At 53.4% G+C, this 22655-nt stretch carries 21 protein-coding genes; 15 read left to right on the top strand and 6 right to left on the bottom strand.

What is annotated here, in order from left to right; all coding sequences use genetic code 11:
- Positions 1-16: 16 nt before the first annotated feature.
- Genes BZK41_RS08690 through BZK41_RS08705 form a run of 4 tightly spaced genes read left to right on the top strand, consistent with a single transcriptional unit; the run spans position 17 to position 3843 of the window.
- The gene (locus BZK41_RS08690) at positions 17-1039 is read left to right on the top strand and encodes an ABC transporter permease (protein ID WP_003020008.1); all 1023 of its coding nucleotides are present in this window, start codon (positions 17-19) and stop codon (positions 1037-1039) included.
- Positions 1036-1932 carry a D,D-dipeptide ABC transporter permease gene (gene ddpC / locus BZK41_RS08695; RefSeq protein WP_079937896.1) on the top strand — a complete coding sequence of 299 codons (897 nt, stop codon included), beginning with the start codon at positions 1036-1038 and terminating at the stop codon, positions 1930-1932. The genes BZK41_RS08690 and ddpC overlap by 4 nt, the downstream gene beginning before the upstream one ends.
- Positions 1929-2915 (top strand): ABC transporter ATP-binding protein, encoded by a 987-nt coding sequence (locus tag BZK41_RS08700; RefSeq protein WP_079937897.1) that lies wholly within the window; start codon positions 1929-1931, stop codon positions 2913-2915. The genes ddpC and BZK41_RS08700 overlap by 4 nt, the downstream gene beginning before the upstream one ends.
- A complete protein-coding gene (locus tag BZK41_RS08705; protein WP_079937898.1) occupies positions 2908-3843 on the top strand; it encodes an ABC transporter ATP-binding protein in 936 nt (311 codons plus the stop codon). The genes BZK41_RS08700 and BZK41_RS08705 overlap by 8 nt, the downstream gene beginning before the upstream one ends.
- Positions 3844-3862: 19 nt before the next feature.
- Here BZK41_RS08705 and BZK41_RS08710 read toward each other — a convergent pair whose 3' ends face one another.
- A complete protein-coding gene (locus tag BZK41_RS08710) occupies positions 3863-4753 on the bottom strand; it encodes a LysR family transcriptional regulator (RefSeq protein ID WP_079937899.1) in 891 nt (296 codons plus the stop codon).
- Positions 4754-4895: 142 nt separating this feature from the next.
- Here BZK41_RS08710 and BZK41_RS08715 point away from each other — a divergent pair, with 142 nt between their 5' ends.
- From BZK41_RS08715 to BZK41_RS08740, 6 genes are read left to right on the top strand one after another with little or no spacing between them, the layout of a single operon-like run.
- Complete coding sequence (locus BZK41_RS08715; RefSeq protein ID WP_003020020.1) at positions 4896-5603, top strand: CoA transferase subunit A; 708 nt, start codon at positions 4896-4898, stop codon at positions 5601-5603.
- Between the two features lie 2 nt (positions 5604-5605).
- Positions 5606-6262, top strand: a complete 657-nt coding sequence (locus BZK41_RS08720) for a CoA transferase subunit B (protein ID WP_003020022.1) — start codon at positions 5606-5608, stop codon at positions 6260-6262.
- Positions 6263-6272: 10 nt separating this feature from the next.
- Positions 6273-7475 carry an acetyl-CoA C-acetyltransferase gene (locus BZK41_RS08725; RefSeq protein WP_079937900.1) on the top strand — a complete coding sequence of 401 codons (1203 nt, stop codon included), beginning with the start codon at positions 6273-6275 and terminating at the stop codon, positions 7473-7475.
- A complete protein-coding gene (locus tag BZK41_RS08730; protein ID WP_079937901.1) occupies positions 7468-8391 on the top strand; it encodes a 3-hydroxyacyl-CoA dehydrogenase family protein in 924 nt (307 codons plus the stop codon). The genes BZK41_RS08725 and BZK41_RS08730 overlap by 8 nt, the downstream gene beginning before the upstream one ends.
- Before the next feature lie 37 nt (positions 8392-8428).
- A complete protein-coding gene (locus tag BZK41_RS08735; RefSeq protein WP_196776256.1) occupies positions 8429-9823 on the top strand; it encodes a GntP family permease in 1395 nt (464 codons plus the stop codon).
- Between the two features lie 11 nt (positions 9824-9834).
- Positions 9835-10605 (top strand): 3-hydroxybutyrate dehydrogenase, encoded by a 771-nt coding sequence (locus tag BZK41_RS08740; RefSeq protein WP_079937902.1) that lies wholly within the window; start codon positions 9835-9837, stop codon positions 10603-10605.
- A 96-nt stretch (positions 10606-10701) separates the two neighbouring features.
- Here the strand turns inward: BZK41_RS08740 and osmC are convergent, their stop codons facing one another.
- Positions 10702-11133 (bottom strand): peroxiredoxin OsmC, encoded by a 432-nt coding sequence (gene osmC, locus BZK41_RS08745; RefSeq protein WP_003833007.1) that lies wholly within the window; start codon positions 11131-11133, stop codon positions 10702-10704.
- 227 nt (positions 11134-11360) lie between these two features.
- Here osmC and sra point away from each other — a divergent pair, with 227 nt between their 5' ends.
- From sra to BZK41_RS08765, 4 genes are all read left to right on the top strand, one after another.
- On the top strand, positions 11361-11501 hold the full coding sequence (sra, locus tag BZK41_RS08750; RefSeq protein WP_079937903.1) for a stationary-phase-induced ribosome-associated protein: 141 nt from the start codon (positions 11361-11363) through the stop codon (positions 11499-11501).
- A gap of 179 nt (positions 11502-11680) precedes the next feature.
- Positions 11681-13378, top strand: a complete 1698-nt coding sequence (maeA, locus tag BZK41_RS08755) for a malate dehydrogenase (protein WP_079937904.1) — start codon at positions 11681-11683, stop codon at positions 13376-13378.
- Between the two features lie 309 nt (positions 13379-13687).
- Complete coding sequence (locus BZK41_RS08760; RefSeq protein ID WP_079937905.1) at positions 13688-15403, top strand: ABC-F family ATP-binding cassette domain-containing protein; 1716 nt, start codon at positions 13688-13690, stop codon at positions 15401-15403.
- A gap of 250 nt (positions 15404-15653) precedes the next feature.
- Positions 15654-15938: a HigA family addiction module antitoxin gene (locus tag BZK41_RS08765; protein WP_003833018.1), complete on the top strand. Its 285-nt coding sequence runs from the start codon at positions 15654-15656 to the stop codon at positions 15936-15938.
- Positions 15939-15984: 46 nt separating this feature from the next.
- Here BZK41_RS08765 and BZK41_RS08770 read toward each other — a convergent pair whose 3' ends face one another.
- The 4 genes from BZK41_RS08770 to fdnG form a co-directional block, all read right to left on the bottom strand.
- Positions 15985-16584 carry an inorganic diphosphatase gene (locus BZK41_RS08770; RefSeq protein ID WP_079937906.1) on the bottom strand — a complete coding sequence of 200 codons (600 nt, stop codon included), beginning with the start codon at positions 16582-16584 and terminating at the stop codon, positions 15985-15987.
- A 129-nt stretch (positions 16585-16713) separates the two neighbouring features.
- Positions 16714-17370, bottom strand: coding sequence for a formate dehydrogenase-N subunit gamma (fdnI, locus tag BZK41_RS08775; RefSeq protein ID WP_003020054.1), 657 nt, complete (start codon positions 17368-17370; stop codon positions 16714-16716).
- Positions 17363-18247 carry a formate dehydrogenase N subunit beta gene (fdnH, locus tag BZK41_RS08780; RefSeq protein ID WP_003833024.1) on the bottom strand — a complete coding sequence of 295 codons (885 nt, stop codon included), beginning with the start codon at positions 18245-18247 and terminating at the stop codon, positions 17363-17365. Before fdnH ends, fdnI begins: the two co-directional genes overlap by 8 nt.
- Before the next feature lie 13 nt (positions 18248-18260).
- Positions 18261-21308 carry a formate dehydrogenase-N subunit alpha gene (gene fdnG / locus BZK41_RS08785; RefSeq protein WP_139762585.1) on the bottom strand — a complete coding sequence of 1016 codons (3048 nt, stop codon included), beginning with the start codon at positions 21306-21308 and terminating at the stop codon, positions 18261-18263.
- A gap of 288 nt (positions 21309-21596) precedes the next feature.
- Here fdnG and yddG point away from each other — a divergent pair, with 288 nt between their 5' ends.
- A complete protein-coding gene (gene yddG / locus BZK41_RS08795) occupies positions 21597-22478 on the top strand; it encodes an aromatic amino acid efflux DMT transporter YddG (RefSeq protein ID WP_079937908.1) in 882 nt (293 codons plus the stop codon).
- Positions 22479-22655: the final 177 nt, after the last annotated feature.

Below are 22655 nucleotides of genomic sequence, written 5' to 3' on the forward strand. Positions count from 1 at the left end.
CCGCAAGGGGAAGCTAATGACGTTCTGGAGTATTTTACGCCAGCGATGCTGGGGACTTATTCTGGTGGTTATCGGTGTTTGCGTAATCACCTTTATTATTTCACACCTGATACCTGGCGACCCCGCGCGGCTGCTGGCGGGCGACCGTGCCAGCGATGAAATTGTCGAAAATATTCGCCAACAGCTGGGGCTGAATCAGCCGCTGTATGTCCAGTTTTTTCGCTATGTCAGCGACATTTTTCACGGCGATTTAGGCACCTCTATTCGCACCGGGCGTCCGGTACTGGATGAGCTGCGCATCTTCTTTCCCGCGACCCTTGAATTGGCTTTCTGCTCTTTGTTGCTGGCACTGGTGATAGGTATCCCGCTGGGTATTTTATCTGCGGTCTGGCGTAACCGCTGGCTCGATCACCTTGTTCGGTTAATGGCAATTACCGGTATCTCCACACCTGCATTCTGGTTGGGGCTGGGGGTTATCGTGCTGTTTTACGGTCATCTGCAAATTTTACCCGGCGGTGGACGTTTAGACGACTGGCTGGATCCACCTGCTCACGTCACCGGTTTCTACCTGATTGATGCACTGCTGGAAGGCAACGGCGAAGTCTTTTTCAATGCGCTTCAGCACCTGATTTTGCCATCGCTGACGTTGGCTTTTGTACATCTCGGGATCGTTGCCCGTCAGATTCGTTCCGCCATGCTGGAGCAGCTGAGTGAAGATTACATTCGTACCGCCCGCGCCAGCGGGTTACCAGGCTGGTACATCGTGCTGTGCTATGCATTGCCTAACGCACTCATCCCATCAATCACCGTCCTCGGCCTGGCGCTGGGCGATCTGCTCTACGGTGCGGTATTAACCGAAACGGTTTTTGCCTGGCCAGGCATGGGCGCCTGGGTGGTGACTTCAATTCAGGCGCTCGACTTCCCGGCGGTAATGGGATTTGCGGTGGTGGTCTCGTTCGCCTATGTGCTGGTCAACCTGGTGGTGGATTTACTCTATCTGTGGGTAGACCCTCGAATTGGACGTGGAGGTGCTGAATGATGCTCACACAAGAAACACCGACCGCCCCTCAGACAGCACGCCGCCGCACGGACTGGGCCAGGCTGTTCTGGATGATGAAAAGTAGCCCGCTGACGCTGGTTGGCGGGGTCATCATCATACTGATACTGCTGTTGATGGTGCTGTCGCCGTGGATAACACCCCACGATCCGAATGCCATCAATTTGAGTGCGCGCCTGCTGCCCCCGTCAGCCGCTCACTGGTTTGGAACCGATGAAGTCGGCCGCGATCTGTTCAGCCGCGTTCTGGTAGGAAGTCAGCAATCTGTTGTTGCGGGCCTGGTGGTAGTGGGTATCGCCGGAGGACTGGGATCACTGCTGGGCTGCTTGTCGGGTGTCATGGGCGGGCGGGCCGACGCAATAATTATGCAGATGATGGACATTATGCTGTCCATTCCTTCGCTGGTGTTGACGATGGCGTTGGCCGCTGCGCTGGGTCCCAGCCTGTTTAACGCCATGCTGGCGATTGCAATCGTCCGTATCCCTTTCTATGTACGCCTCGCCCGCGGTCAGACGTTAGTGGTGCGCCAGTTTACTTATGTACAGGCTGCCCGGACCTACGGCGCTTCACGCTGGCATCTGATTAGCTGGCACATTTTACGCAATTCTCTACCGCCGCTCATTGTGCAGGCATCGCTGGATATCGGCAGTGCGATCCTGATGGCCGCCACGCTCGGGTTTATTGGTCTGGGCGCGCAGCAGCCCAGCGCTGAATGGGGCGCGATGGTCGCAATTGGCCGCAATTACGTGCTTGATCAGTGGTGGTATTGTGCTTTTCCCGGCGCCGCCATTCTGATTACCGCCGTGGGCTTTAATCTCTTTGGCGATGGTATTCGCGATCTGCTGGATCCGAAAGCCGGAGGAAAACAGTCATGACACAACCCGTACTGGAAATCGAAGATTTGCATCTGAGTTTTCCCGGCTATAAAGCTGATGTGCACGCGCTGAACCATGTATCACTGCACATCAACCGCGGAGAAATCGTTGGCGTGGTGGGTGAATCCGGATCCGGTAAGTCCGTAACCGCCATGCTCACCATGCGTCTGCTACCGGAAGGAAGCTATCGTATTCACCAGGGACGCGTTTCGCTGCTGGGTGAAGATGTGCTCAACGCCAGTGAGAAACAAATGCGCCAATGGCGCGGCGCGCGCGTCGCGATGATCTTTCAGGAGCCCATGACGGCACTGAATCCGACTCGCCGCATCGGCCAGCAAATGGTGGAAGTGATCCGCCATCATCAGGCATTAAGCCGCACGGATGCCCGCCAGAAAGCCGTCGCTCTACTCGAAGAGATGCAAATCCCGGATGCGCCGGAGGTCATGAAACGTTTTCCGTTTGAGCTTTCCGGCGGGATGCGCCAACGCGTGATGATTGCGCTGGCTTTTTCGTGCGAGCCGGAGCTTATCATTGCCGATGAACCAACCACCGCGCTGGACGTCACGGTGCAACTGCAGGTGCTGCGTTTGCTGAAGTTAAAAGCACGCGCCAGCGGAACAGCCGTGTTATTTATCAGTCATGATATGGCGGTGGTTTCACAGTTGTGCGACCGGTTGTATGTCATGTATGCCGGGAGCGTGATTGAGAGTGGCCCGACGCAAACCGTTATTCAACGCCCGACGCACCCCTATTCCATCGGTTTGCTGAAATGTGCACCGGAACACGGCGAACCGCGCGCATTGCTGCCCGCCATTCCCGGCACCGTGCCGAACCTAACCTGCTTACCTGCCGGATGCGCGTTTCGCGAGCGCTGCTTTGCCGCCGGTCCTCGTTGTGAAGAAACGCCTGCGTTAAGTAATCAGGGAGGCGCGGATCAACAATCTGCCTGCTGGTATCCGCAACTGGAGACAACACATGTCTGATTTTTTACTGGCGCTGCAGGATGTTCATGTCAACTTTCCTGCGCGTAAAAACTGGCTTGGCAAGATTACGGAACGAGTGCATGCGCTCAACGGTCTGGATTTACAGATTCGCCAGGGTGAAACGCTGGGGATTGTTGGCGAATCCGGCTGTGGAAAAAGTACGCTGGCGCAACTGCTGATGGGCATGTTGAAACCCAGTCAGGGAAGCTATTCTCGCCGTGGTGAAAAACAGCATAACGGGATGCAAATGGTCTTTCAGGACCCTCTTTCATCGCTGGATCCTAGATTACCGGTGTGGCGGATAATTACCGAGCCGGTGTGGATCCAAAAACGGAGCCCGGAGCGTGAACGACGCATGCTTGCCGAGGATTTGGCACGACAGGTGGGCATTCGTCCTGAATATCTCGACCGCTTACCGCACGCGTTTTCCGGCGGGCAGCGCCAGCGAATTGCTATTGCCCGGGCGTTATCGTCAGAACCTGATGTTATCGTCCTCGATGAGCCCACTTCAGCGCTGGATATCTCCGTACAGGCGCAAATTCTCAACCTGCTGGTGTCGCTACAGGCACGCAGAAATCTGACCTACGTATTGATATCGCACAACGTGTCGGTGGTCCGCCATATGAGCGACCGTGTGGCGGTGATGTACCTCGGGCAAATTGTTGAGCTGGGCGACGCCCAACAGGTCCTCACTCACCCCGCGCATCCGTACACACGATTATTGCTGGACTCGGTCCCTAAAACGGGCGCACCGCTGGCGGAAGATTTGGTGTTACGTAAAACTGAGCTACCGGGAAACCGAACGTTGCCCCAGGGCTGCTTTTTCCGTGACAGATGTCCATTGGCAACCCACGGTTGTGAGAAAAAACAGGCATTGCTGAAGAGTGATACCGGATGTGACGTTCGCTGCTGGCGGGCGGTTACATGACCTGAGCCGTTGAGAAAAGTCAGGTGCGATACGCCTTTTTCAGTGAATCCACCAGCACCTCGGAAGCGGTAGATAATTTATGATGCGCCGAACGCAAAACCCCGATCCGACGCTGGATCACCGGCGTATCCAGATCGATACAGGTTGCGCCTAACTCTGTCATTTGCGTGCGGCAAAGTGCAGGTACGGCGCTACCGCCCAGACCGTTAGCCACCAGACGGCCAACGGTTACCAATTGATGGCTCTCCAGCGCTACTTCCAGCGTATGTCCGCTTTGCACCAGTTGTTCTTCCAGCATCAGCCGCACGGCGGACGGGCGTTGCAGGGTGATGAAATCCAGCGTCAGCAGTTCGCGCCACGCAATACGATCCCTGCCTGCCAGCCGACAGGTTGGCGGGACAATCGCGATAAAACGATCCACGCCGAGCGGCGTGAAATGCAGATGTCCCGAATAGTCCGGCTCGAAGGCTATGCCCAGCTCGACACGCCCTTCACTGACCATTTCAATCACGTGTTCATTGATCACATCATGAACCGTAACGTTGATACCGGAATAAGAATCACGAAATGTTTTCAGTACCGATGGCAGGACGTTAGTGGCAAATGAGGGCATGGCGGCGATCGAGATTTTACCGCGTTGCAGCGTAAAGCGCTGGCGCATGGCTTCTTCCGTATTCTCCCAGTCCGCCAGCAGCTGTCGCCCCATATTCAGCAGCGTTTCTCCCTCCTGTGTCAGGGTCACTTTGCGGGTAGTTCTTAACAGTAACGCCCCGCCCAGAGAATCTTCCAGTCCTTTAATCGCCAGGCTTAACGCGGGTTGCGACATATTCAGTCTTTCGCTGGCATGAGCAAAATTCAGAGTGTGAGCTACCGCTAAAAACGCGCGTAACTGTTTGATGCTCATTCCCATTTCGCATTCCTTTAACCTGTTGAATACCTTTAATTAACATTAAATTGATAAAAAAACCCAATGAGTGAGTCACAAATTTAAAATTAACAAATCATTTTTCACCCCCAATGATGTCGGCAAGGACAACTGGGGAGGCAAGTGTATGGCTGGACTGGATAAACGTGTTGCCACTTATCAAGAGGCGCTGGAAGGACTGACCGACAACATGACGCTGCTGGCGGGCGGTTTTGGTTTATGTGGGATCCCTGAAAACCTGATTACCGAAGTACGCCGTCGAGAGGTACAGGGACTTACCGTTGTATCAAACAACTGTGGCGTGGATGGCTTTGGCCTTGGCGTACTGCTGGAAACGCGTCAGGTGCGCAAAGTGGTCGCGTCCTATGTAGGGGAAAACGCCCTGTTTGAGAAGCAGGTGCTTAGCGGCGAACTGGAAGCCATCCTGACGCCACAGGGTACGCTGGCAGAGCAGTTGCGCGCGGGCGGCGCGGGGATCCCGGCATTTTTTACCGCGACCGGATATGGAACCCCCGTGGCAGAAGGGAAAGAGGTTCGCGAGTTTGCCGGACGCCCTTACATCCTTGAGCAGGCGATAACCGGTGATTTTGCATTGGTTAAAGGCTGGAAAGCCGACTGGTACGGCAACGTCATCTATCGCCACACCGCACAGAACTTTAATCCGCTGATGGCCGCTGCCGGACGCATTACCGTCGTGGAAGTTGAAGAGATTGTCCCTCCCGGAGAACTGGACCCGGCTGCGATTCACACTCCCGGAATTTTCGTTAACCGCATCATTCAGGGGCAGTTTGAAAAACGTATTGAACAACGCACCCTGCGCCAGAAAGGAGCCTGACCATGTTAACGCGTGAACAAATGGCGATGCGCGTCGCCCGCGAGCTGCGCGACGGTTATTACGTCAACCTTGGGATCGGTATTCCCACGCTGGTGGCAAATTATATCCCTGATGGCATGGACGTGATGCTGCAATCAGAGAACGGTTTGCTCGGTATGGGGCCGTTTCCCACAGAAGACGAAATTGATGCCGACATGATCAACGCCGGGAAACAGACCGTGACGGCGCGCAAAGGCGCGGCGATTTTCGACTCGGCGCAATCCTTCGCCATGATCCGCGGCGGCCACGTTGATCTGACGGTGCTCGGTGCGTTTGAAGTCGATGTTAACGGCAATATCGCCTCTTGGATGATCCCCGGAAAAATGGTGAAAGGCATGGGCGGCGCGATGGACCTGGTTGCCGGAGCCGACAATATCATCGTGGTAATGACCCATGCTTCCAAAAGCGGTGAGTCGAAACTGCTTCCCGCCTGCACTCTGCCGCTGACCGGCGTGGCCTGCATCAAACGCGTGCTTACCGACCTGGCTCTGCTGGAAATTGCCGACGGTGCGTTCATTCTGCGTGAACGCGCACCGGGCATTAGCGTGGATGAGATTGTCGCCAGAACCGCCGGTAAGCTGATCGTTCCCGAAACTGTCCCCGAAATGCAATTTAACTGAGGAGCTGACCATGCAGGATGTTGTCATTGTCGCGGCAACGCGCACCCCGATTGGCAGTTTTCATGGCGCGCTGGCACCACTTTCCGCGGTTGAGCTTGGTTCAGTGGTGATCCGTTCGCTGCTGGAAAAAACGGCTGTGGAACCCGAGCAAATTGATGAGGTGATCTTAGGTCAGGTTCTGGCCGCGGGCTGCGGTCAGAATCCGGCCAGACAAACGGCATTACGCGCAGGTTTGCCAGTCACCACACCCGCGTTAACCATTAATCTGGTGTGTGGTTCGGGTCTGAAGGCGGTGCATCAGGCGGTACAGGCGATTCGCTGTGGCGATGCGCAAATCGTGATTGCCGGAGGCCAGGAGAGCATGAGTAATGCGCCCTATTTTCTCGACGGCGCGCGGGCCGGTCTGCGGTTGGGTCATGCCAGCATGAAAGACAGCGTGGTGCATGACGGTCTGTGGGATGCGTTCAACGATTATCACATGGGAATTACTGCCGAAAACCTGGCGGATAAGTTTGTTATCAGCCGTGAGCAACAGGATGCTTTTGCCCTGCGCTCCCAGCAAAAAGCCGCCGCCGCCATTGAAGCGGGTCGTTTTAGCGCGGAAATCACGCCGGTCAGCGTCCCGCAGGGTAAAAAACCGCCACGTGTGGTGGATCGTGACGAACAGCCTCGCCCGGATACTCAGGCCGACAAGCTGGCGCAACTTAAACCAGCATTTCGTCCAGGTAACGGTACGGTGACCGCCGGAAATGCCTCATCCATCAATGATGGTGCCGCCGCGGTGATGTTAATGAGCGCTGCCAAAGCAGCAGAACTCAATCTGCCGGTACTGGCCCGGGTGGCAGGCTACGCGGTTTCTGGCGTCGAGCCCGCCATTATGGGGATTGGGCCGGTAGAAGCGTCCCTCCAGTGCCTGAAACGTGCTGGCTGGACGCTGAATGACGTGGATCTTATCGAAGCCAACGAAGCATTTGCCGCACAAGCGCTGGCGGTTGGCGAATCCCTGAACTGGGACAGCAACCGGGTGAACGTGAACGGCGGCGCAATTGCGCTAGGGCACCCGATTGGCGCATCAGGTTGCCGGATTCTGGTAACACTGCTGCACGAAATGGCTCGCAGCAACGCCGCAAAAGGGCTGGCTACGTTGTGCGTGGGCGGCGGTCAAGGTGTGGCGCTGGCAGTGGAGCGTTCACAGGAGGTATCTCATGCATAGTAAACCTATCTGCGTCCTGGGGGCGGGTTTAATGGGCGTCGGCATTGCTACCCACTTCGCCCGTTATGGTCACGATGTCTGGTTATACGATACCGATAGCAGCCGAATTGCAGAAATAAGCGGAGTTGCCGGCGGTATCCTGGATGAGCTGATAGCCACCGACCAATTTGCCATTGGTGAAAAAACGACGGTCGTGTCTCGTCTGCGCGGCACGACCTCGCTACAGGATATTGCCGCATGCAAGCTATTGATTGAAGCGATCCCGGAGCGGCTCGAACTCAAACATGCACTGTATGTCCAACTGGAAGAGCTGATCGCGCCGGAGGCCGTTATTGCCAGTAACACCAGCGGCCTGCCGCCGGATGCACTGGCGGAAAAGCTCGCCCATCCCGAGCGGTTACTGATAGCCCATTTCTGGCACCCGCCTCATTTTATTCCGCTGGTCGAAATTGTGCCTGGCACCGCAACGAAGCCGGAATATCTCCATGAATTACAACAAATGCTGATCGCGATGCAACTTGAGGCGGTGGTGCTCGACCGCGCCGCCCCTGGGTTTGTCGGCAACCGACTGCAGTTTGCCCTGCTGCGTGAAGCGCTACATATCGTTAAAAGCGGCATCGCCAGCGCAGAAGTGGTTGATCAGGTGATGCGCGCCTCGCTTGGACGTCGCTATGCGATGGTTGGTCCACTGGAGGCAGCAGATATGACCGGACTCTCTACGGTGCAGGACATTTGCCGGCATCTGCTCCCGGAACTGGCAACCGGTAGCGACATGCTGTCACTGGTCGCTGACAAGGTTGCCAACGGTGATACCGGTTTACGCAGCGGTCAGGGGTTTTATCACTGGGATGATTCACGCAAGGAATACATCCAGCAACGCAGAGAGCATCAACTGCGCTTTGCCCTGAAACCATAACATCTCTTTCTGTACCCCAATATAATAATAAGGAGTCATGATGAGTGTATTAATCGCCCTGGCAGCGCTGGGCCTGCTGATGCTGGCAGCCTATCGCGGATACAGCGTCATCCTGTTTGCCCCCATCGCGGCATTAGGTGCTGTATTGCTTACCGAACCCAGCGCCGTCGGCCCCGCCTTCACCGGCCTGTTTATGGAAAAAATGGTCGGTTTTGTGAAGCTTTACTTCCCGGTGTTCTTGCTGGGTGCAGTGTTTGGCAAGTTAATCGAGTTGTCCGGTTTTTCACGTTCCATTGTTGCCGCCGCTATCAACATCCTTGGTCGTCGTCATGCCATCCCGGTGATTGTGCTGGTATGTGCGCTGTTGACCTACGGCGGCGTATCCCTGTTCGTAGTGGCTTTTGCAGTGTATCCGTTCGCGGCCGAACTGTTCCGTCAGAGCAATATTCCTAAACGCCTGATCCCGGCAACCGTTGCGTTGGGCGCGTTCTCCTTCACCATGGATGCCCTGCCAGGCACGCCGCAGATCCAGAACATTATTCCGACCAGCTTTTTCGGGACAAACGCCTGGGCCGCGCCGTGGCTGGGTCTGATAGGTTCCGTGTTTATCATCGTTGTTGGTCTGGTTTATCTCGAACGTCAGCGTCGTAAAGCACAGGCTAAGAATGAGGGTTATGGGACTGAACTGTTAAACGAGCCGGAAACGCCGGATAACATTAACCTGCCGAATCCGATCATCGCGATCTCTCCGCTGATCCTGGTTGGGGTATTTAACCTGTTGTTTACCCGCTGGATCCCGCAATGGTATGGCGCCACGCATCAACTTGAGCTTCCGGGGCTCGCCAAGCCGATTACCACCGAAGTCGGTAAAATCACCGCTATCTGGGCAGTGGAAGCGGCGCTGATTTCTGGGATCCTGCTGGTGGTGCTCTTCGGCTACCGCAACATTAAAGGTCGCCTGGCGGAAGGCAGCAGAACGGCGGTTGGCGGTGCGATCCTTGCGGCGATGAATACCGCGTCAGAGTACGGTTTTGGCGCAGTGATTGCCGCCCTGCCAGGTTTCCTCGTGCTGTCAAAAGCGCTGGCGGCTATTCCTGACCCGCTGCTCAATGAGGCTATCAGCATCACCACGCTTGCCGGGATCACCGGTTCGGCGTCTGGCGGGATGAGTATTGCCCTTGCTGCCATGTCTGATACCTTCATTGCAGCCGCTCACGCTGCCAATATCCCACTTGAAGTCTTCCACCGCGTGGCATCTATGGCCAGCGGCGGTATGGACACCCTACCGCATAACGGCGCGGTCATTACCTTATTGGCTATCACCGGTCTCAGCCATCGTCAGGCGTATGGCGGAATTTTCGCTATTACCGTCATTAAAAGTCTGGCCGTACTGTTTGTCATCGGCGTCTTCTACACCACCGGAATTGTTTAAGGAGAATCATCATGAACTTAACGGGAAAAATCGCCCTGGTTACCGGCTCGACCAGCGGTATCGGATTAGGTATCGCACAGGTGCTGGCGCAAGCGGGCGCTACCCTGATCCTTAACGGGTTTGGTGATGTGGATGCCGCCAAAGACGCTGTTGCGCAATATGGCAAAACACCAGGCTATCATGGCGCGGATCTGAGCGATGAAGCGCAAATTGCCGATATGATGCGCTATGCCGAGAGCGAATTCGGCGGTGTTGATATTCTGGTCAACAACGCGGGGATCCAGCATGTATCCCCGGTGGAAACCTTCCCGGTTGATAAATGGAACGCGATTATCGCCATTAATCTCTCTTCCGTTTTTCACACCACGCGTCTGGCGCTTCCTGGTATGCGCGAGCGTAACTGGGGTCGAATCATTAATATCGCTTCTGTTCACGGTCTGGTGGCTTCAAAAGAGAAATCTGCCTACGTAGCGGCGAAGCACGGTGTGGTGGGATTCACCAAGACCATTGCGCTGGAAACCGCGCAGACGGGGGTAACCTGCAATGCGCTGTGTCCCGGCTGGGTGCTCACGCCGCTGGTTCAGCAACAGATCGATAAGCGTATTGCCAAAGGCGCAGAGCCTGAAGCCGCGCGTGATGCCCTGCTGGCGGAAAAGCAGCCGTCGCGTGAATTCGTTACCCCAGAGCAGTTAGGGAATCTTGCGTTATTCTTATGTTCAGACGGTGCGGCGCAGGTGCGCGGTGTGGCGTGGAATATGGATGGCGGTTGGGTAGCGCAATAACATCATCCGGTGCCGGATAAGACCGACTTACATCCGGCACAATATCCTTATACGTTGTAGGCCGGATAAGACATCGTCGCATCCGGCACGCCACGATTAAGACTTCAGCTGATAATCCAGCGTAATTTCCGCGTTCAGTACCTGCGATACCGGGCATCCGGCTTTTGCTTTCTGGATGATGCCGTCAAACGTGGCGGCGTCTATCCCCGGCACGCTCACCTGGCTATGCAACGCGACTTTAGTGATCGCAAACCCGGCATCTACCTTATCCAGAGAAACATCGGCAGTGGTATCAATGGCATCTGGCGTAAACCCCGCTTCACCCAGCATCAGCGAAAGCGCCATCGAGAAACAGGCTGCATGGGCCGCGCCAATCAACTCTTCAGGATTGGTGCCTTTCTCACCTTCAAATCGTGTATTAAACCCATACGGTTGCTGATTCAACACGCCACTTTCGGTCGACACAGTGCCTTTGCCGCGCTTAATGTCGCCTTCCCAGTGTGCCTGACCTTTCTTATGGATAGTCATTACCGCTCTCCTGTGTTGTCGTCGGAGTTACTAGTATAGGACGTCCGGGAAAAAGCATGTTACATACGGGATAGTTCTCATTTGCCGCTTAAGCATTGACCTTTCAGATAAAATGACCGACCATCCAGAAAGCCGTTATGTTGAACATCGGCTTTATATCAGGTTGTATTTCGTCCGTTTTCATACGGGCTCGCCCTTGAAACCAGTAACAGGATTAAGGAGTTAGAATGAAATCGAACCGTCAGGCCCGTCATATTCTCGGACTGGACCACAAAATCTCAAATCAACGTAAAGTCGTGACCGAAGGTGACAAAACCAACGTGGTCAACAATCCTACTGGAAGAAAGCGCCGCACTGACGGCAAGTAGCCTTTCGCACGTCTGACTGAATAACGAGATAAACACCATTGCAACCGCAGTGGTGTTTTTGCTTATAAAACCCCTTAACCCATTCACAATGCTTTATACTTCGCCCGTTTCCCTGGCGGACAGGCCACATACGATCATAAAGAGCGCCAGGGACGGTTATTCAAAAAAGAGTGAGTGACATGGAAAACGAAACCAAAAAACTGCGTTCCCTTTACATCCCCTACGCTGGCCCGGTACTGCTGGAATTCCCTTTACTGAATAAAGGGAGCGCCTTCAGTGTGGAAGAACGCCGTAACTTCAACCTGCTGGGGTTACTGCCGGAAGTGGTCGAGACGATTGAAGAACAGGCTGAGCGCGCCTGGATCCAATATCAGGGATTCAAAACCGAAATCGACAAACATATTTACCTGCGCAACATTCAGGACACCAACGAAACCCTGTTTTACCGACTGGTGCATAATCATCTTGATGAGATGATGCCTGTTATCTATACCCCAACGGTCGGCGCAGCCTGTGAGCGTTTCTCTGAGATTTATCGTCGCGCGCGCGGCGTGTTTATCTCTTATCAGAACCGCCACAATATGGACGATATCCTGCAAAACGTCCCTAACCACAATATCAAGGTCATCGTTGTCACCGATGGCGAACGTATTTTAGGTCTGGGCGATCAGGGGATCGGCGGGATGGGCATTCCAATCGGTAAACTGTCGCTGTATACCGCATGTGGCGGAATTAGCCCGGCCTACACTCTTCCGGTGGTACTGGATGTGGGGACCAACAACCAGCAACTGCTGAACGATCCGCTGTATATGGGCTGGCGCAATCCGCGTATCACTGATGATGAATACTACGAATTCGTTGATGAATTCATCCAGGCCGTGAAGCATCGCTGGCCGGACGTGCTGTTGCAGTTTGAAGATTTCGCGCAGAAAAACGCTATGCCGCTGCTGACCCGTTATCGCGATGAAATTTGCTCGTTTAACGACGATATTCAGGGCACCGCGGCGGTTACCGTCGGTACGCTGATTGCAGCTAGCCGCGCGGCAGGTAGCCAGTTAAGCGAACAGAACATCGTCTTCCTCGGTGCGGGTTCAGCCGGTTGCGGGATCGCCGAGCAGATCATTGCGCAAATCCAGCGTGAAGGTTTAAGCGAAGAAGCGGCGCGTCAACGTGTATTCATGGTCGATCGCTTCGGCCTGTTAACAGACAAAATGCCGAACCTGCTCTCCTTCCAGACCAAACTGGTGCAAAAACGCGAAAATCTCCAGCACTGGGATACCCAAGAAGATGTCCTGTCGTTGCTCGATGTGGTGCGCAACGTTAAGCCGGATATCCTGATTGGCGTTTCCGGACAAACCGGCCTGTTTACCGAAGAGATCATCCGCGAAATGCACAAGCATTGTCCGCGTCCGATCGTCATGCCGTTGTCTAACCCCACTTCCCGTGTTGAAGCTACGCCACAGGATATTATCGCCTGGACCGAAGGTAACGCGCTGGTTGCGACCGGTAGTCCGTTCGCACCGGTACTGTGGAAAGATAAAATTTACCCAATCGCCCAGTGTAACAACGCCTATATCTTCCCGGGTATTGGTCTGGGTGTGATTGCTTCTGGCGCCAAACGCATCACTGATGAAATGCTGATGTCGGCGAGTGAAACGCTGGCGCAGTATTCACCGCTGGTGCTCAACGGCGAAGGACTGGTGTTACCGGAGCTGAAAGATATTCAGACCGTTTCTCGCGCCATTGCCTTTGCCGTCGGTAAAATGGCTCAGCAACAAGGTGTGGCGGTTAAAACCTCCGCCGAAGCGCTGCAACAGGCGATTGACGATAATTTCTGGCAGGCAGAATATCGCGACTACCGTCGAACCTCTATTTGACGGTTTGCCCGGCGGCACTCTGCTGCCGGGCGTTCGACACTTGCGCTTTTGCGTAACTTGCGATTACACTTTCGCTACCGATCAACATTCTGAAAAATAAAAGGAGGATACTTATGCTGTACTGTGAACGTTTTATCGATTCACATGCTTTTGGCGATCGCCAGTGCTCAAGCGTTATCGGTATCGTGCTGCGATAACTTCTGCTTGAGCGAAGCTAACTTCTAAATCCCCTTCTCTCGGGCTTACCGGGTTATCGTCAGCGATGTTTGACGAGGCGTTTTTACGCCTGTAACTCTTGAGTAAGCAACAATGAGCACATTACTAACCGCACAATCCTTACACGTTGATACGGCATTCGGCACGCTATTCGACGATCTTTCCTTTACCCTGAAAAAAGGCGACCGCATCGGGCTTATCGGTTACAACGGCTGCGGCAAAAGCACGCTGTTAAAACTGCTCGATGGCACGATCTCGCCCACAAGTGGGTCAATCGCGCAGGCGAATCACTGCCATCTCGCGCGTGTAGAACAACATCTACCTGACGATATACTGCCCCTTACGCTGCAGGAAGCGGTTCTTGCTCAACTTCCCGAGCACGAACGTGCAGCTCAGCAGTGGCGGGTTGAAGCGTTGCTCGCCGAAATGGGTTTCACGCCGGAGAATTTGTCTCTGACAGCGCAAACGTTGAGCGGTGGCCAGCACACGCGCTTGCTATTAGCGCGGGCGCTGATGCGTAATCCTGACTTGCTGCTGCTGGATGAGCCGGGTAACCACCTGGATTTGCCAACATTACTGTGGCTGGAGCAGTTCTTACAGAACTGGTCTGGTAGTTTTGTGGTGGTTTCCCACGACCCGCAGTTGTTGGACGCGGTGACTCACGGAACCTGGATCTTGCGCGATCGCACCCTCCATGCCTTCGATCTACCCTGTAGCGCGGCGCGTCAGGCGCTGACGGAAAGAGATGTCAGCGATGCTCTGCGTCACAAGGCTGAGCAAAAAGAGATAGACCGGGTGACTGCCAGCGCCAAACGGCTGGCAACCTGGGGGCGGGTCTACGACAACGAAGATCTCTCCCGCAAGGCCAAGCAGATGGAAAAACAGGTACAGCGTCTGAAAGAGGTGCAAACAGAAGTGACGTCAGGAAGTCAGTGGACACTAACATTACAGGGTGATGCCCTGCGTGCAGATCGTTTGCTGGAGATGACCAATCTGTCTGTAGCCCCTGCTCCCGGCGCAGATACGCTGTTTTCCATTGCCGGTATCCGGTTAAAAAGCGGCGATCGCGTGGCGATTGTCGGTCGTAACGGTTGCGGGAAATCATCGCTGTTAAGGCTTATCTGGCAACAGTTTCAGTCACAGTTGGCATCGCCTTCACTGGTGTTGCACCCGCGCGTTACGCTGGGTTATTACGACCAGACGCTGCATCAGCTTGCCGATAACGATTCATTGTTTGACGCGCTGGAAGCGTTTGCCCCGCAGCCAGAGATTCGCAAGATGGCGCTGATTAGCGCGGGATTTCCGTGGGTTCGTCATGCGCAGCGGGTCAGTACATTAAGCGGCGGTGAGCGCTCCCGGCTACTGTTTGTGGGGCTGACGCTTGCACGCTACAGTCTGCTGATGCTCGATGAACCGACCAACCATCTGGATATGGAAGGCAAAGAGGCGCTGGCAGAAACGCTACAAAGCTATAACGGCGGCGTGTTGCTGGTCAGTCACGACCGGCAGCTTATCAGCCAAAGCTGTAATCGGTTCTGGTTAATCGACAATGGCGAGCTCAGTGAATGGCACGATCTGGAGGCGGTCAATGCGCGTATTCGGGAAACGTCCGCGGAGATAACCGTTCCCAAAACGGTGGTCGAAGTGAAAGCTGAAATAAGCGGTGACAGCGATGGATTGCTGGAACAACTCCTCGATTTGGAACAGCGTCTGGCCGACGATCTCGCGCGCAAGCCGAAGCACCAGAAACCGTTGTTACAGGCGCAATGGCGTAAAGAGATTGAGCGTCTGAACTCACAACTGGAGTAACCTTTATTGCCGGATGGCGCAAGCTTATCCGGCCTACATCAGCAAAATGCGCGTGTAGGCCTGCCATCCGGCAATTCTTGCGTGACGCTTTCCAGATATTCCCCTTCTCTCTTTTTCTTTTTGCACATTCGCCGCACAATTTTAAATATCGCAATCTTGGTGTTGCGTTTAACGGAACATCAATGGTAGCGTTCCTCTTGAAGGAACAAGGATGCGACGCGTACATACTGGACTACGAGGACTATCATTGATGAAGATGGCAAATCATCCCCGTCCTGGGGATATCATTCAGGAAGCGCTGGAAGAACTCAATGTCAGCCTGCGCGAGTTTGCCAGAGCTATGGAGATTGCGCCTTCAACGGCAAGTCGACTATTAACCGGGAAGGCAGCCCTGACGCCTGAGATGGCGATTAAACTTTCTGTAGTGATTGGCAGTTCACCCGAAATGTGGTTAAACCTGCAAAATACCTGGAGTCTGGCAGAGGCCCAAAAAAGCGTGGATATTTCACGCCTGCGTAAGCTGGCAGTACAGTGATAAAAGTAAATGCCGGATAAACTTATGCCATCCGGCATACCATTTATTACTGAGGTTTTTTCTCTTTCCAGGCATCCCAGGCCTGTTTGATCTCTTGCTTTGCCGTAGCGGCGTCGTTGAAACCGTTTAATTCGACCTTCTTGCGCCCTTCCGGCAGATCTTTGTACACGCGGAAGAAAGATTCCAGACGTTGAACTTCAATCTTGGGCAGATCGCTCAACTCTTTGATGTCGTCATAAGTGGGGTCAATTTTGCTGGCCGGAACGGCAACAATTTTGTCGTCCTTTTCACCACCGTCGATCATCTTCAGTACGCCAATAGCGCGCAGCTTAATCAGCGTTCCCGGAGCCAGCGGTGCACGGGTATAAAAAATGACGTCCAGCGGATCGCCATCACCGGCTAAAGACTGGGTGAGTGACCCGTAGTTGGCGGGATAGGCAACCGGCATTGACTGGAAGCGATCGGCAACGATAAAACCGGTTTTGGCGTCGGTTTCATATTTAATCATTCCGCCTGCCGGGATTTCGGTTACGGCATAAAACTCTTCCGGGTTGTTCTCCGGCTGAGGAAATTCGAGGATGTTCTGCGCCTGAGCTGAAGCACAAAGAAACACGCTGACTGCGAGTAATTTTTTCACCAGATGCATTGTCTTTTAACTCTTCTATTATCGGAAAGACAACACCTTACGTTCAGCAGATGACAGAAACATGACGTTTTTTTGGCAAAAAAATGGCGCTACCGATGTAGCGCCATTGCGTAGAGGGAACATCAGGGATTAGTTAACCCCTTCCTCGCTCTCTTTTTTCGCTTCTTGTCTTTCAACTTCGCGATACCAACGTGGGTGATGTTTCTTCGCCCAACGACGGCTCACTTTCCCTTCGACCATACCTTTAATCGATCCTTTCACCCAGAATGCCATATACATATGGATGAGGATGGCGTGCATCAGGATAATCCCCGCCGCCGCATGGATCAGCAGGCTATAGCGCACGACCTGCATCGGGAAGAACTGCGCAAAGTACGGACGCCAGATAATGATACCGGTGATCAGCAGCACGAAAATCATGCTCATGATCGACCAGAACATCATTTTCTGCCCGGCGTTGTATTTGCCCACATCCGCCACTTTGTGTTCATTGCCTTTCAGTACTTCCACAATGTTTTTCAGCCACGGAATATCTTTCTTATCCGGGATGTTGTGGTGCACAAAGCGTACAAACATGAACATCAGCGCCACGAAAATCAGTATGCCGAAGAACGGATGCAAAATGCGTCCCATCTGCGGCGTACCGAAGGTTTGCGTCAGCCATTGCAGAGTCGGGAAGAAAAATGAAATCCCCGACAGCGCCACCAGGAAGAAGCAGATCACCACCGTCCAGTGACAGGCGCGGTCGATAAACTTCGTGCGCACAATCATTTTCGACTTACTCATGATGATCCTCCTCGTCGTCGTCCACTTCCTTATTCGGACCAATACCAATGTAGTGGTATATCAGTCCGGCGAAGGTGGCGATAAATCCGGCAGCGGCCAGCGGTTTCAGCGCCCCTTTCCACAGATTGATAGAGGTATCAATCTGCGGGTCTTTTGGCAGGCCGTGATACAGTTCCGGCTGGTTGGCATGATGCAGAACGTACATGACGTGCGTGCCGCCCACACCCTCCGGGTTGTAGAGACCGGCATGTTCAAAACCGCGTGCTTTCAGTTTTGCCACACGCTGTTCACCCATTTCCAGCATTTCCTGCTTGGTGCCGAAATGTATTGCCCCGGTCGGACACGTTTTCACGCAGGCAGGTTCCTGCCCGACGCTGACTCGGTCCACACACAGCGTACATTTATACACGCGGTTATCCTCTTTATTGAGGCGCGGAATATTAAATGGACACCCGGCAATACAGTAGCCGCAGCCAATGCAGTGCTCTGACTGGAAATCGACAATCCCGTTGGCGTACTGGATGATGGCCCCGGCAGACGGGCACGCCTTCAGGCAGCCCGGATCTTCACAGTGCATACAGCCGTCTTTACGAATCAACCACTCCAGCTTGCCGTTCTGTTCGGTTTCGGTAAACCGCATCACCGTCCAGGACTTGGCACTGAGATCGGCGGGGTTGTCATAAACCCCGACGCAGTGGCCAACTTCATCGCGGATATCGTTCCACTCTGAGCATGCCACCTGACAGGCTTTACAACCTATACAGGTGGAAACGTCGATCAGCTTCGCGACCTCTGCTTTGTAATCACGAGCCTGAGGCGGCGGCGTGATGGAGTTTGTTGCGGACCGTTTGATGATGTCCTGCGTTTCCATAGACATATGTTCGCCTCCCTTACGCCTTCTCGATGTTAACTAAAAACGCTTTGTATTCCGGCGTTTGCGAGTTTGCATCACCGATATTCGGCGTCAGGGTGTTGGCGATATAGCCTTTACGCGCGACTCCTTCAAAGCCCCAGTGGATTGGGATCCCAACCGTTTCAACCTGCTGACCATTGACGTTCAAAGTACGCAGACGACGGGTGACCACGGCAACTGCGCGAATAAATCCACGCTTGCTACTGACTTTCACGTGATCGCCGTTGTTGATCCCCTTCGCTGCCGCCAGCGTTTCGCTGATTTCCACAAACTGCTCTGGCTGGGCGATCGCATTCAGCAATGCGTGCTTGGTCCAGGTATGGAAATGTTCGGTCAGACGATAGGTCGTCCCGACGTACGGGAAGTCCTGTTTCGTGCCCATACGGAGTTTATCCGCTTCGTACAGACGCGCTGCCGGGTTGGAGATCACGTTCGGGTGCAGCGGGTTAGTACCCAGCGGCGTTTCCATCGGCTCGTAGTGTTCCGGGAACGGACCTTCCGCCATCTTATCGATAGCAAACAGACGACCCAGCCCTTCCGGCTGCATGATAAACGGATTGGTGCCACTGCCCGGTGCCGCGGTATTGAAGTCCGGGATATCGTTACCCGTCCACTTCGTACCGTTCCACTGGATAAGCATGCGTTTTGGATCCCACGGTTTGCCCTGTGGATCCGCCGAGGCGCGGTTATACAGCACGCGACGGTTCAGCGGCCATGCCCAGGCCCAGCCCAGCGTATTACCGAGACCTGATGGGTCGGCGTTATCGCGATTGGCCATCTGGTTGCCCTGCTCGGTCCAGCTACCGGTATAAATCCAGCAGGACGATGACGTAGAACCATCATCGCGCAGCAACGCAAAGCTGTTAAGCAACTGACCTTTCTTCGCAACCAGTACACCGTTGGCATCGTAGAGATCTTCCAGCGCATAGCCGTTGTTCTCTTTTGCCACTTCTTCAGAATGCGGTTCGTCCGGCTGCTTATAGTTCCAGCTCATTTTCAGCACTGGCTCTACGCCTTTACCGCCTTCAGTGCGATACATGTCGCGCAGACGGTGGTAAATACCAGCCAGAATTTCGCCGTCGTTACGGGCTTCACCCGGTGCATCCTGACCTTTCCAGTGCCACTGCAGCCAGCGGCCAGAGTTGGCGATGGAGCCGTCCTCTTCCGCAAAGCAGGTAGAAGGTAAACGGAAAACTTCGGTCTGAATCGACGCCGGATCAACGTCGTTTGATTCACCGTGGTTCTGCCAGAATGTTGAGGTTTCGGTCACCAGCGGATCGATAATCACCAGATACTTCAGTTTGCTGAGACTCTGCACCACTTTGTTTTTGTCCGGGAAGGACGCAACAGGGTTAAAGCCCTGACAGATGTAACCGGTGACTTTCCCGCTATCCATCATGTTGAAGTATTTGATGACGTCGTAGGACTGATCCCACTTCGGCAGCCACTCAAAGCCCCAGTCGTTTTCTTTCTGCGCAGCATTGCCGTAGAAAGACTTCATCAGACTGACGAAGAACTTCGGATAGTTGCCCCAGTAGTTAACCTGATCGGCCAATGTCGCTTTTGGCGTGTTCGCGGCCAGATAGGTTTGCAGATCTGTCTGTTTCTCTGACGGCAGCGTCAGGTAGCCCGGCAGGCTGGTAGAGAGCAGACCTAAGTCGGTTAACCCTTGAATGTTGGAGTGACCACGCAAGGCGTTGACACCGCCACCTGCCATCCCCATGTTGCCGAGCAGCAACTGGATCATCGCCATGGTGCGGATGTTCTGTGCCCCGACGGTATGCTGAGTCCAACCCAGCGCATACAGGAATGTGGTGGTGCGATCGGCGGCGCTGGTGGAGGCCAGCACTTCGCAGACTTTCAGGAAGTCTTCTTTCGGCGTACCGCAAATGTTTTCCACCACATCCGGCGTGTAGCGGGAAACGTGCTGTTTTAGCAGGTTCCAGACACAGCGAGGATGGCTTAACGTTTCATCGCGTTTCGCGTAGCCGTTTTCATCGAACTGGTAGTTCCAGGACGATTTATCGTATTGACGTTTTTTCGCGTCATACCCGCTGAACAGACCGTCTTCAAAAGCATAGTCATCCCGCACCAGCAGGCTGGCGTTGGTGTAATGCTTAACGTATTCAGCGTTAATTTTGTTGTTTTCAATCAGGTACAGCAAGACGCCGGACAGGAACGTAATGTCCGTGCCGGAACGAATTGGCGCATAGATATCCGCCACCGAAGCTGTACGTGTAAAACGAGGGTCAACAACAATCAGCGTGGCATCATTGTTGTTTTTGGCTTCCATCGCCCAGCGGAATCCCACCGGATGTGCTTCAGCGGCGTTACCGCCCATCACCATCACGACGTTAGCGTTTTTAATATCAACCCAGTGGTTGGTCATCGCACCGCGACCAAATGTTGGAGCAAGACTTGCTACCGTTGGTCCGTGTCAGACGCGCGCCTGGTTGTCTACTGCCAGCATGCCGAGTGAGCGCACAAATTTTTGCGTCAGCATGCCGGTTTCATTACTTGCCGCAGATGCACACAGCATCCCGGTTGAAAGCCAGCGGTTTACCGTTACGCCCTGCTCATTCTTCTCAATAAAGTTGGCGTCACGGTCAGTTTTCATCAGCTTCGCGATACGGGTGAATGCTTCATCCCAGCTGATACGCTGCCATTTGTCGGAACCAGGAGCGCGATATTCCGGGTAACGCAGACGGTTTTCACTGTGCACGTAATCCAGTAATCCTGCGCCTTTAGGACATAATGCCCCGCGACTCACCGGATGATCCGGATCCCCTTCAATATGGTAAATCGACTCTTTGGCGTTTTTTGCTCCATCTCCCAGGCTATACATTAATAGCCCGCAACCTACGGAACAGTATGTGCAGGTGTTTCGGATCTCTTTGGCGCGTAACAGCTTATAGTTTCGCGCCTGAGCCAGTGCCATTTTGGGTGCAAAACCCAAAGCGGCTACTGTTGTTCCCGCCATACCGCCCGCGCAGATTTTAAAAAATTGTCTGCGGCTGACGTCCATTGCTTTCCTCTTTTTTGCAGGGATTCGTACAGGACATCTCTCAAATCGCGCCAGCGCGGCATAATTGAAAGATGACATGTACAACTTCGCGACGAAACTATCAGCTATATCCATATTTTTTTTGCGTCAAATCAATAACGAAACGGTTCCGCTACTAAATAGTGCACTTTGTTTAACCTTTGTACCCATAAGGGAGTATGTGAAAGGCAATTAATTAGCGCGCTATGGTGTAAAGATGCTATAAATTTCAGCTTAAATTTTTGCCAGTACCATGGACAGACAATCAGAATGACAAAACAAAAAGCAACGTTAATTGGGCTCATTGCCATCGTGCTGTGGAGCACGATGGTCGGACTCATGCGTGGGGTAAGTGAAGGACTGGGTCCTGCGGGTGGCGCAGCAATGATTTTTTCGTTAAGTGGCCTGTTGCTGATTTTTACCGTTGGCTTTCCGAATATCAGAAAAATTCCTGTTCGTTATTTAATCGCAGGTAGCGTGCTTTTTGTTACCTATGAAATATGTTTAGCGCTGGCTCTCGGTTATGCGGCTACTCGTCACCAGGCTATTGAAGTCGGTATGGTCAATTATCTATGGCCGAGTCTGACGATATTGTTTGCTATTTTATTTAATGGTCAAAAATCAACCTGGCTGGTGATCCCTGGATTACTTATCGCATTGACCGGGGTTTGTTGGGTATTGGGTGGTGAAAATGGCCTTAACCTTGATGAAATTATCAACAATGTTGCCAGCAGCCCGCTGAGCTATTTTCTCGCCTTTCTCGGCGCTTTTATCTGGGCAACGTATTGCACTGTGACCAATAAATATGCAAAAGGCTTTAACGGCATCACCGTGTTCGTTTTACTAACAGCCGCAAGTTTGTGGATTTACTATTTTATGACTCCTCAACCAGAAATGATTTTCAGCACTTCGGTAACTATTAAAATGTTCTCAGCGGCATTAACGTTAGGATTTGCCTATGCAGCGTGGAATATTGGAATTTTGCATGGCAACGTGACCATCATGGCCGTAGGTTCCTATTTTACCCCAGTGCTCTCTTCCGCACTGGCTGCTGTGTTACTCAGTGCACCGCTTTCGCTATCTTTCTGGCAGGGCGCACTAATGGTCTGCGCGGGATCGCTACTTTGCTGGCTGGCAACTCGCCGCGCCTGAAAAAAAACCGGGTTTTGTCGCGCAAATCTAAAACCCGGCTACACTGTAATTAAATTAATGAATAATAAATGTTCATTCCACTTGCGGTTTATGTTTATATTTGTTTAATTGAATGTTAAATATTTGGTAATTAATTAACTCCCGAAAATATTTCATATTTACCTATAATCCTCAGTA

It is taken from the genome of Citrobacter sp. A316 (assembly GCF_002042945.1).
Classification (GTDB): domain Bacteria; phylum Pseudomonadota; class Gammaproteobacteria; order Enterobacterales; family Enterobacteriaceae; genus Citrobacter; species Citrobacter portucalensis.

Excerpts from the sequence above, each read along its gene's own strand:
- BZK41_RS08690 (WP_003020008.1), top strand. The coding sequence starts at position 17 with ATGACGTTCTGGAGTATTTTACGCCAGCGATGCTGGGGACTTATTCTG.
- ddpC (WP_079937896.1), top strand. The coding sequence starts at position 1,036 with ATGATGCTCACACAAGAAACACCGACCGCCCCTCAGACAGCACGCCGC.
- BZK41_RS08700 (WP_079937897.1), top strand. The coding sequence starts at position 1,929 with ATGACACAACCCGTACTGGAAATCGAAGATTTGCATCTGAGTTTTCCC.
- BZK41_RS08705 (WP_079937898.1), top strand. The coding sequence starts at position 2,908 with ATGTCTGATTTTTTACTGGCGCTGCAGGATGTTCATGTCAACTTTCCT.
- BZK41_RS08710 (WP_079937899.1), bottom strand. The coding sequence starts at position 4,753 with ATGGGAATGAGCATCAAACAGTTACGCGCGTTTTTAGCGGTAGCTCAC.
- BZK41_RS08715 (WP_003020020.1), top strand. The coding sequence starts at position 4,896 with ATGGCTGGACTGGATAAACGTGTTGCCACTTATCAAGAGGCGCTGGAA.
- BZK41_RS08720 (WP_003020022.1), top strand. The coding sequence starts at position 5,606 with ATGTTAACGCGTGAACAAATGGCGATGCGCGTCGCCCGCGAGCTGCGC.
- BZK41_RS08725 (WP_079937900.1), top strand. The coding sequence starts at position 6,273 with ATGCAGGATGTTGTCATTGTCGCGGCAACGCGCACCCCGATTGGCAGT.
- BZK41_RS08730 (WP_079937901.1), top strand. The coding sequence starts at position 7,468 with ATGCATAGTAAACCTATCTGCGTCCTGGGGGCGGGTTTAATGGGCGTC.
- BZK41_RS08735 (WP_196776256.1), top strand. The coding sequence starts at position 8,429 with ATGATGAGTGTATTAATCGCCCTGGCAGCGCTGGGCCTGCTGATGCTG.
- BZK41_RS08740 (WP_079937902.1), top strand. The coding sequence starts at position 9,835 with ATGAACTTAACGGGAAAAATCGCCCTGGTTACCGGCTCGACCAGCGGT.
- osmC (WP_003833007.1), bottom strand. The coding sequence starts at position 11,133 with ATGACTATCCATAAGAAAGGTCAGGCACACTGGGAAGGCGACATTAAG.
- sra (WP_079937903.1), top strand. The coding sequence starts at position 11,361 with ATGAAATCGAACCGTCAGGCCCGTCATATTCTCGGACTGGACCACAAA.
- maeA (WP_079937904.1), top strand. The coding sequence starts at position 11,681 with ATGGAAAACGAAACCAAAAAACTGCGTTCCCTTTACATCCCCTACGCT.
- BZK41_RS08760 (WP_079937905.1), top strand. The coding sequence starts at position 13,688 with ATGAGCACATTACTAACCGCACAATCCTTACACGTTGATACGGCATTC.
- BZK41_RS08765 (WP_003833018.1), top strand. The coding sequence starts at position 15,654 with ATGAAGATGGCAAATCATCCCCGTCCTGGGGATATCATTCAGGAAGCG.
- BZK41_RS08770 (WP_079937906.1), bottom strand. The coding sequence starts at position 16,584 with ATGCATCTGGTGAAAAAATTACTCGCAGTCAGCGTGTTTCTTTGTGCT.
- fdnI (WP_003020054.1), bottom strand. The coding sequence starts at position 17,370 with ATGAGTAAGTCGAAAATGATTGTGCGCACGAAGTTTATCGACCGCGCC.
- fdnH (WP_003833024.1), bottom strand. The coding sequence starts at position 18,247 with ATGTCTATGGAAACGCAGGACATCATCAAACGGTCCGCAACAAACTCC.
- yddG (WP_079937908.1), top strand. The coding sequence starts at position 21,597 with ATGACAAAACAAAAAGCAACGTTAATTGGGCTCATTGCCATCGTGCTG.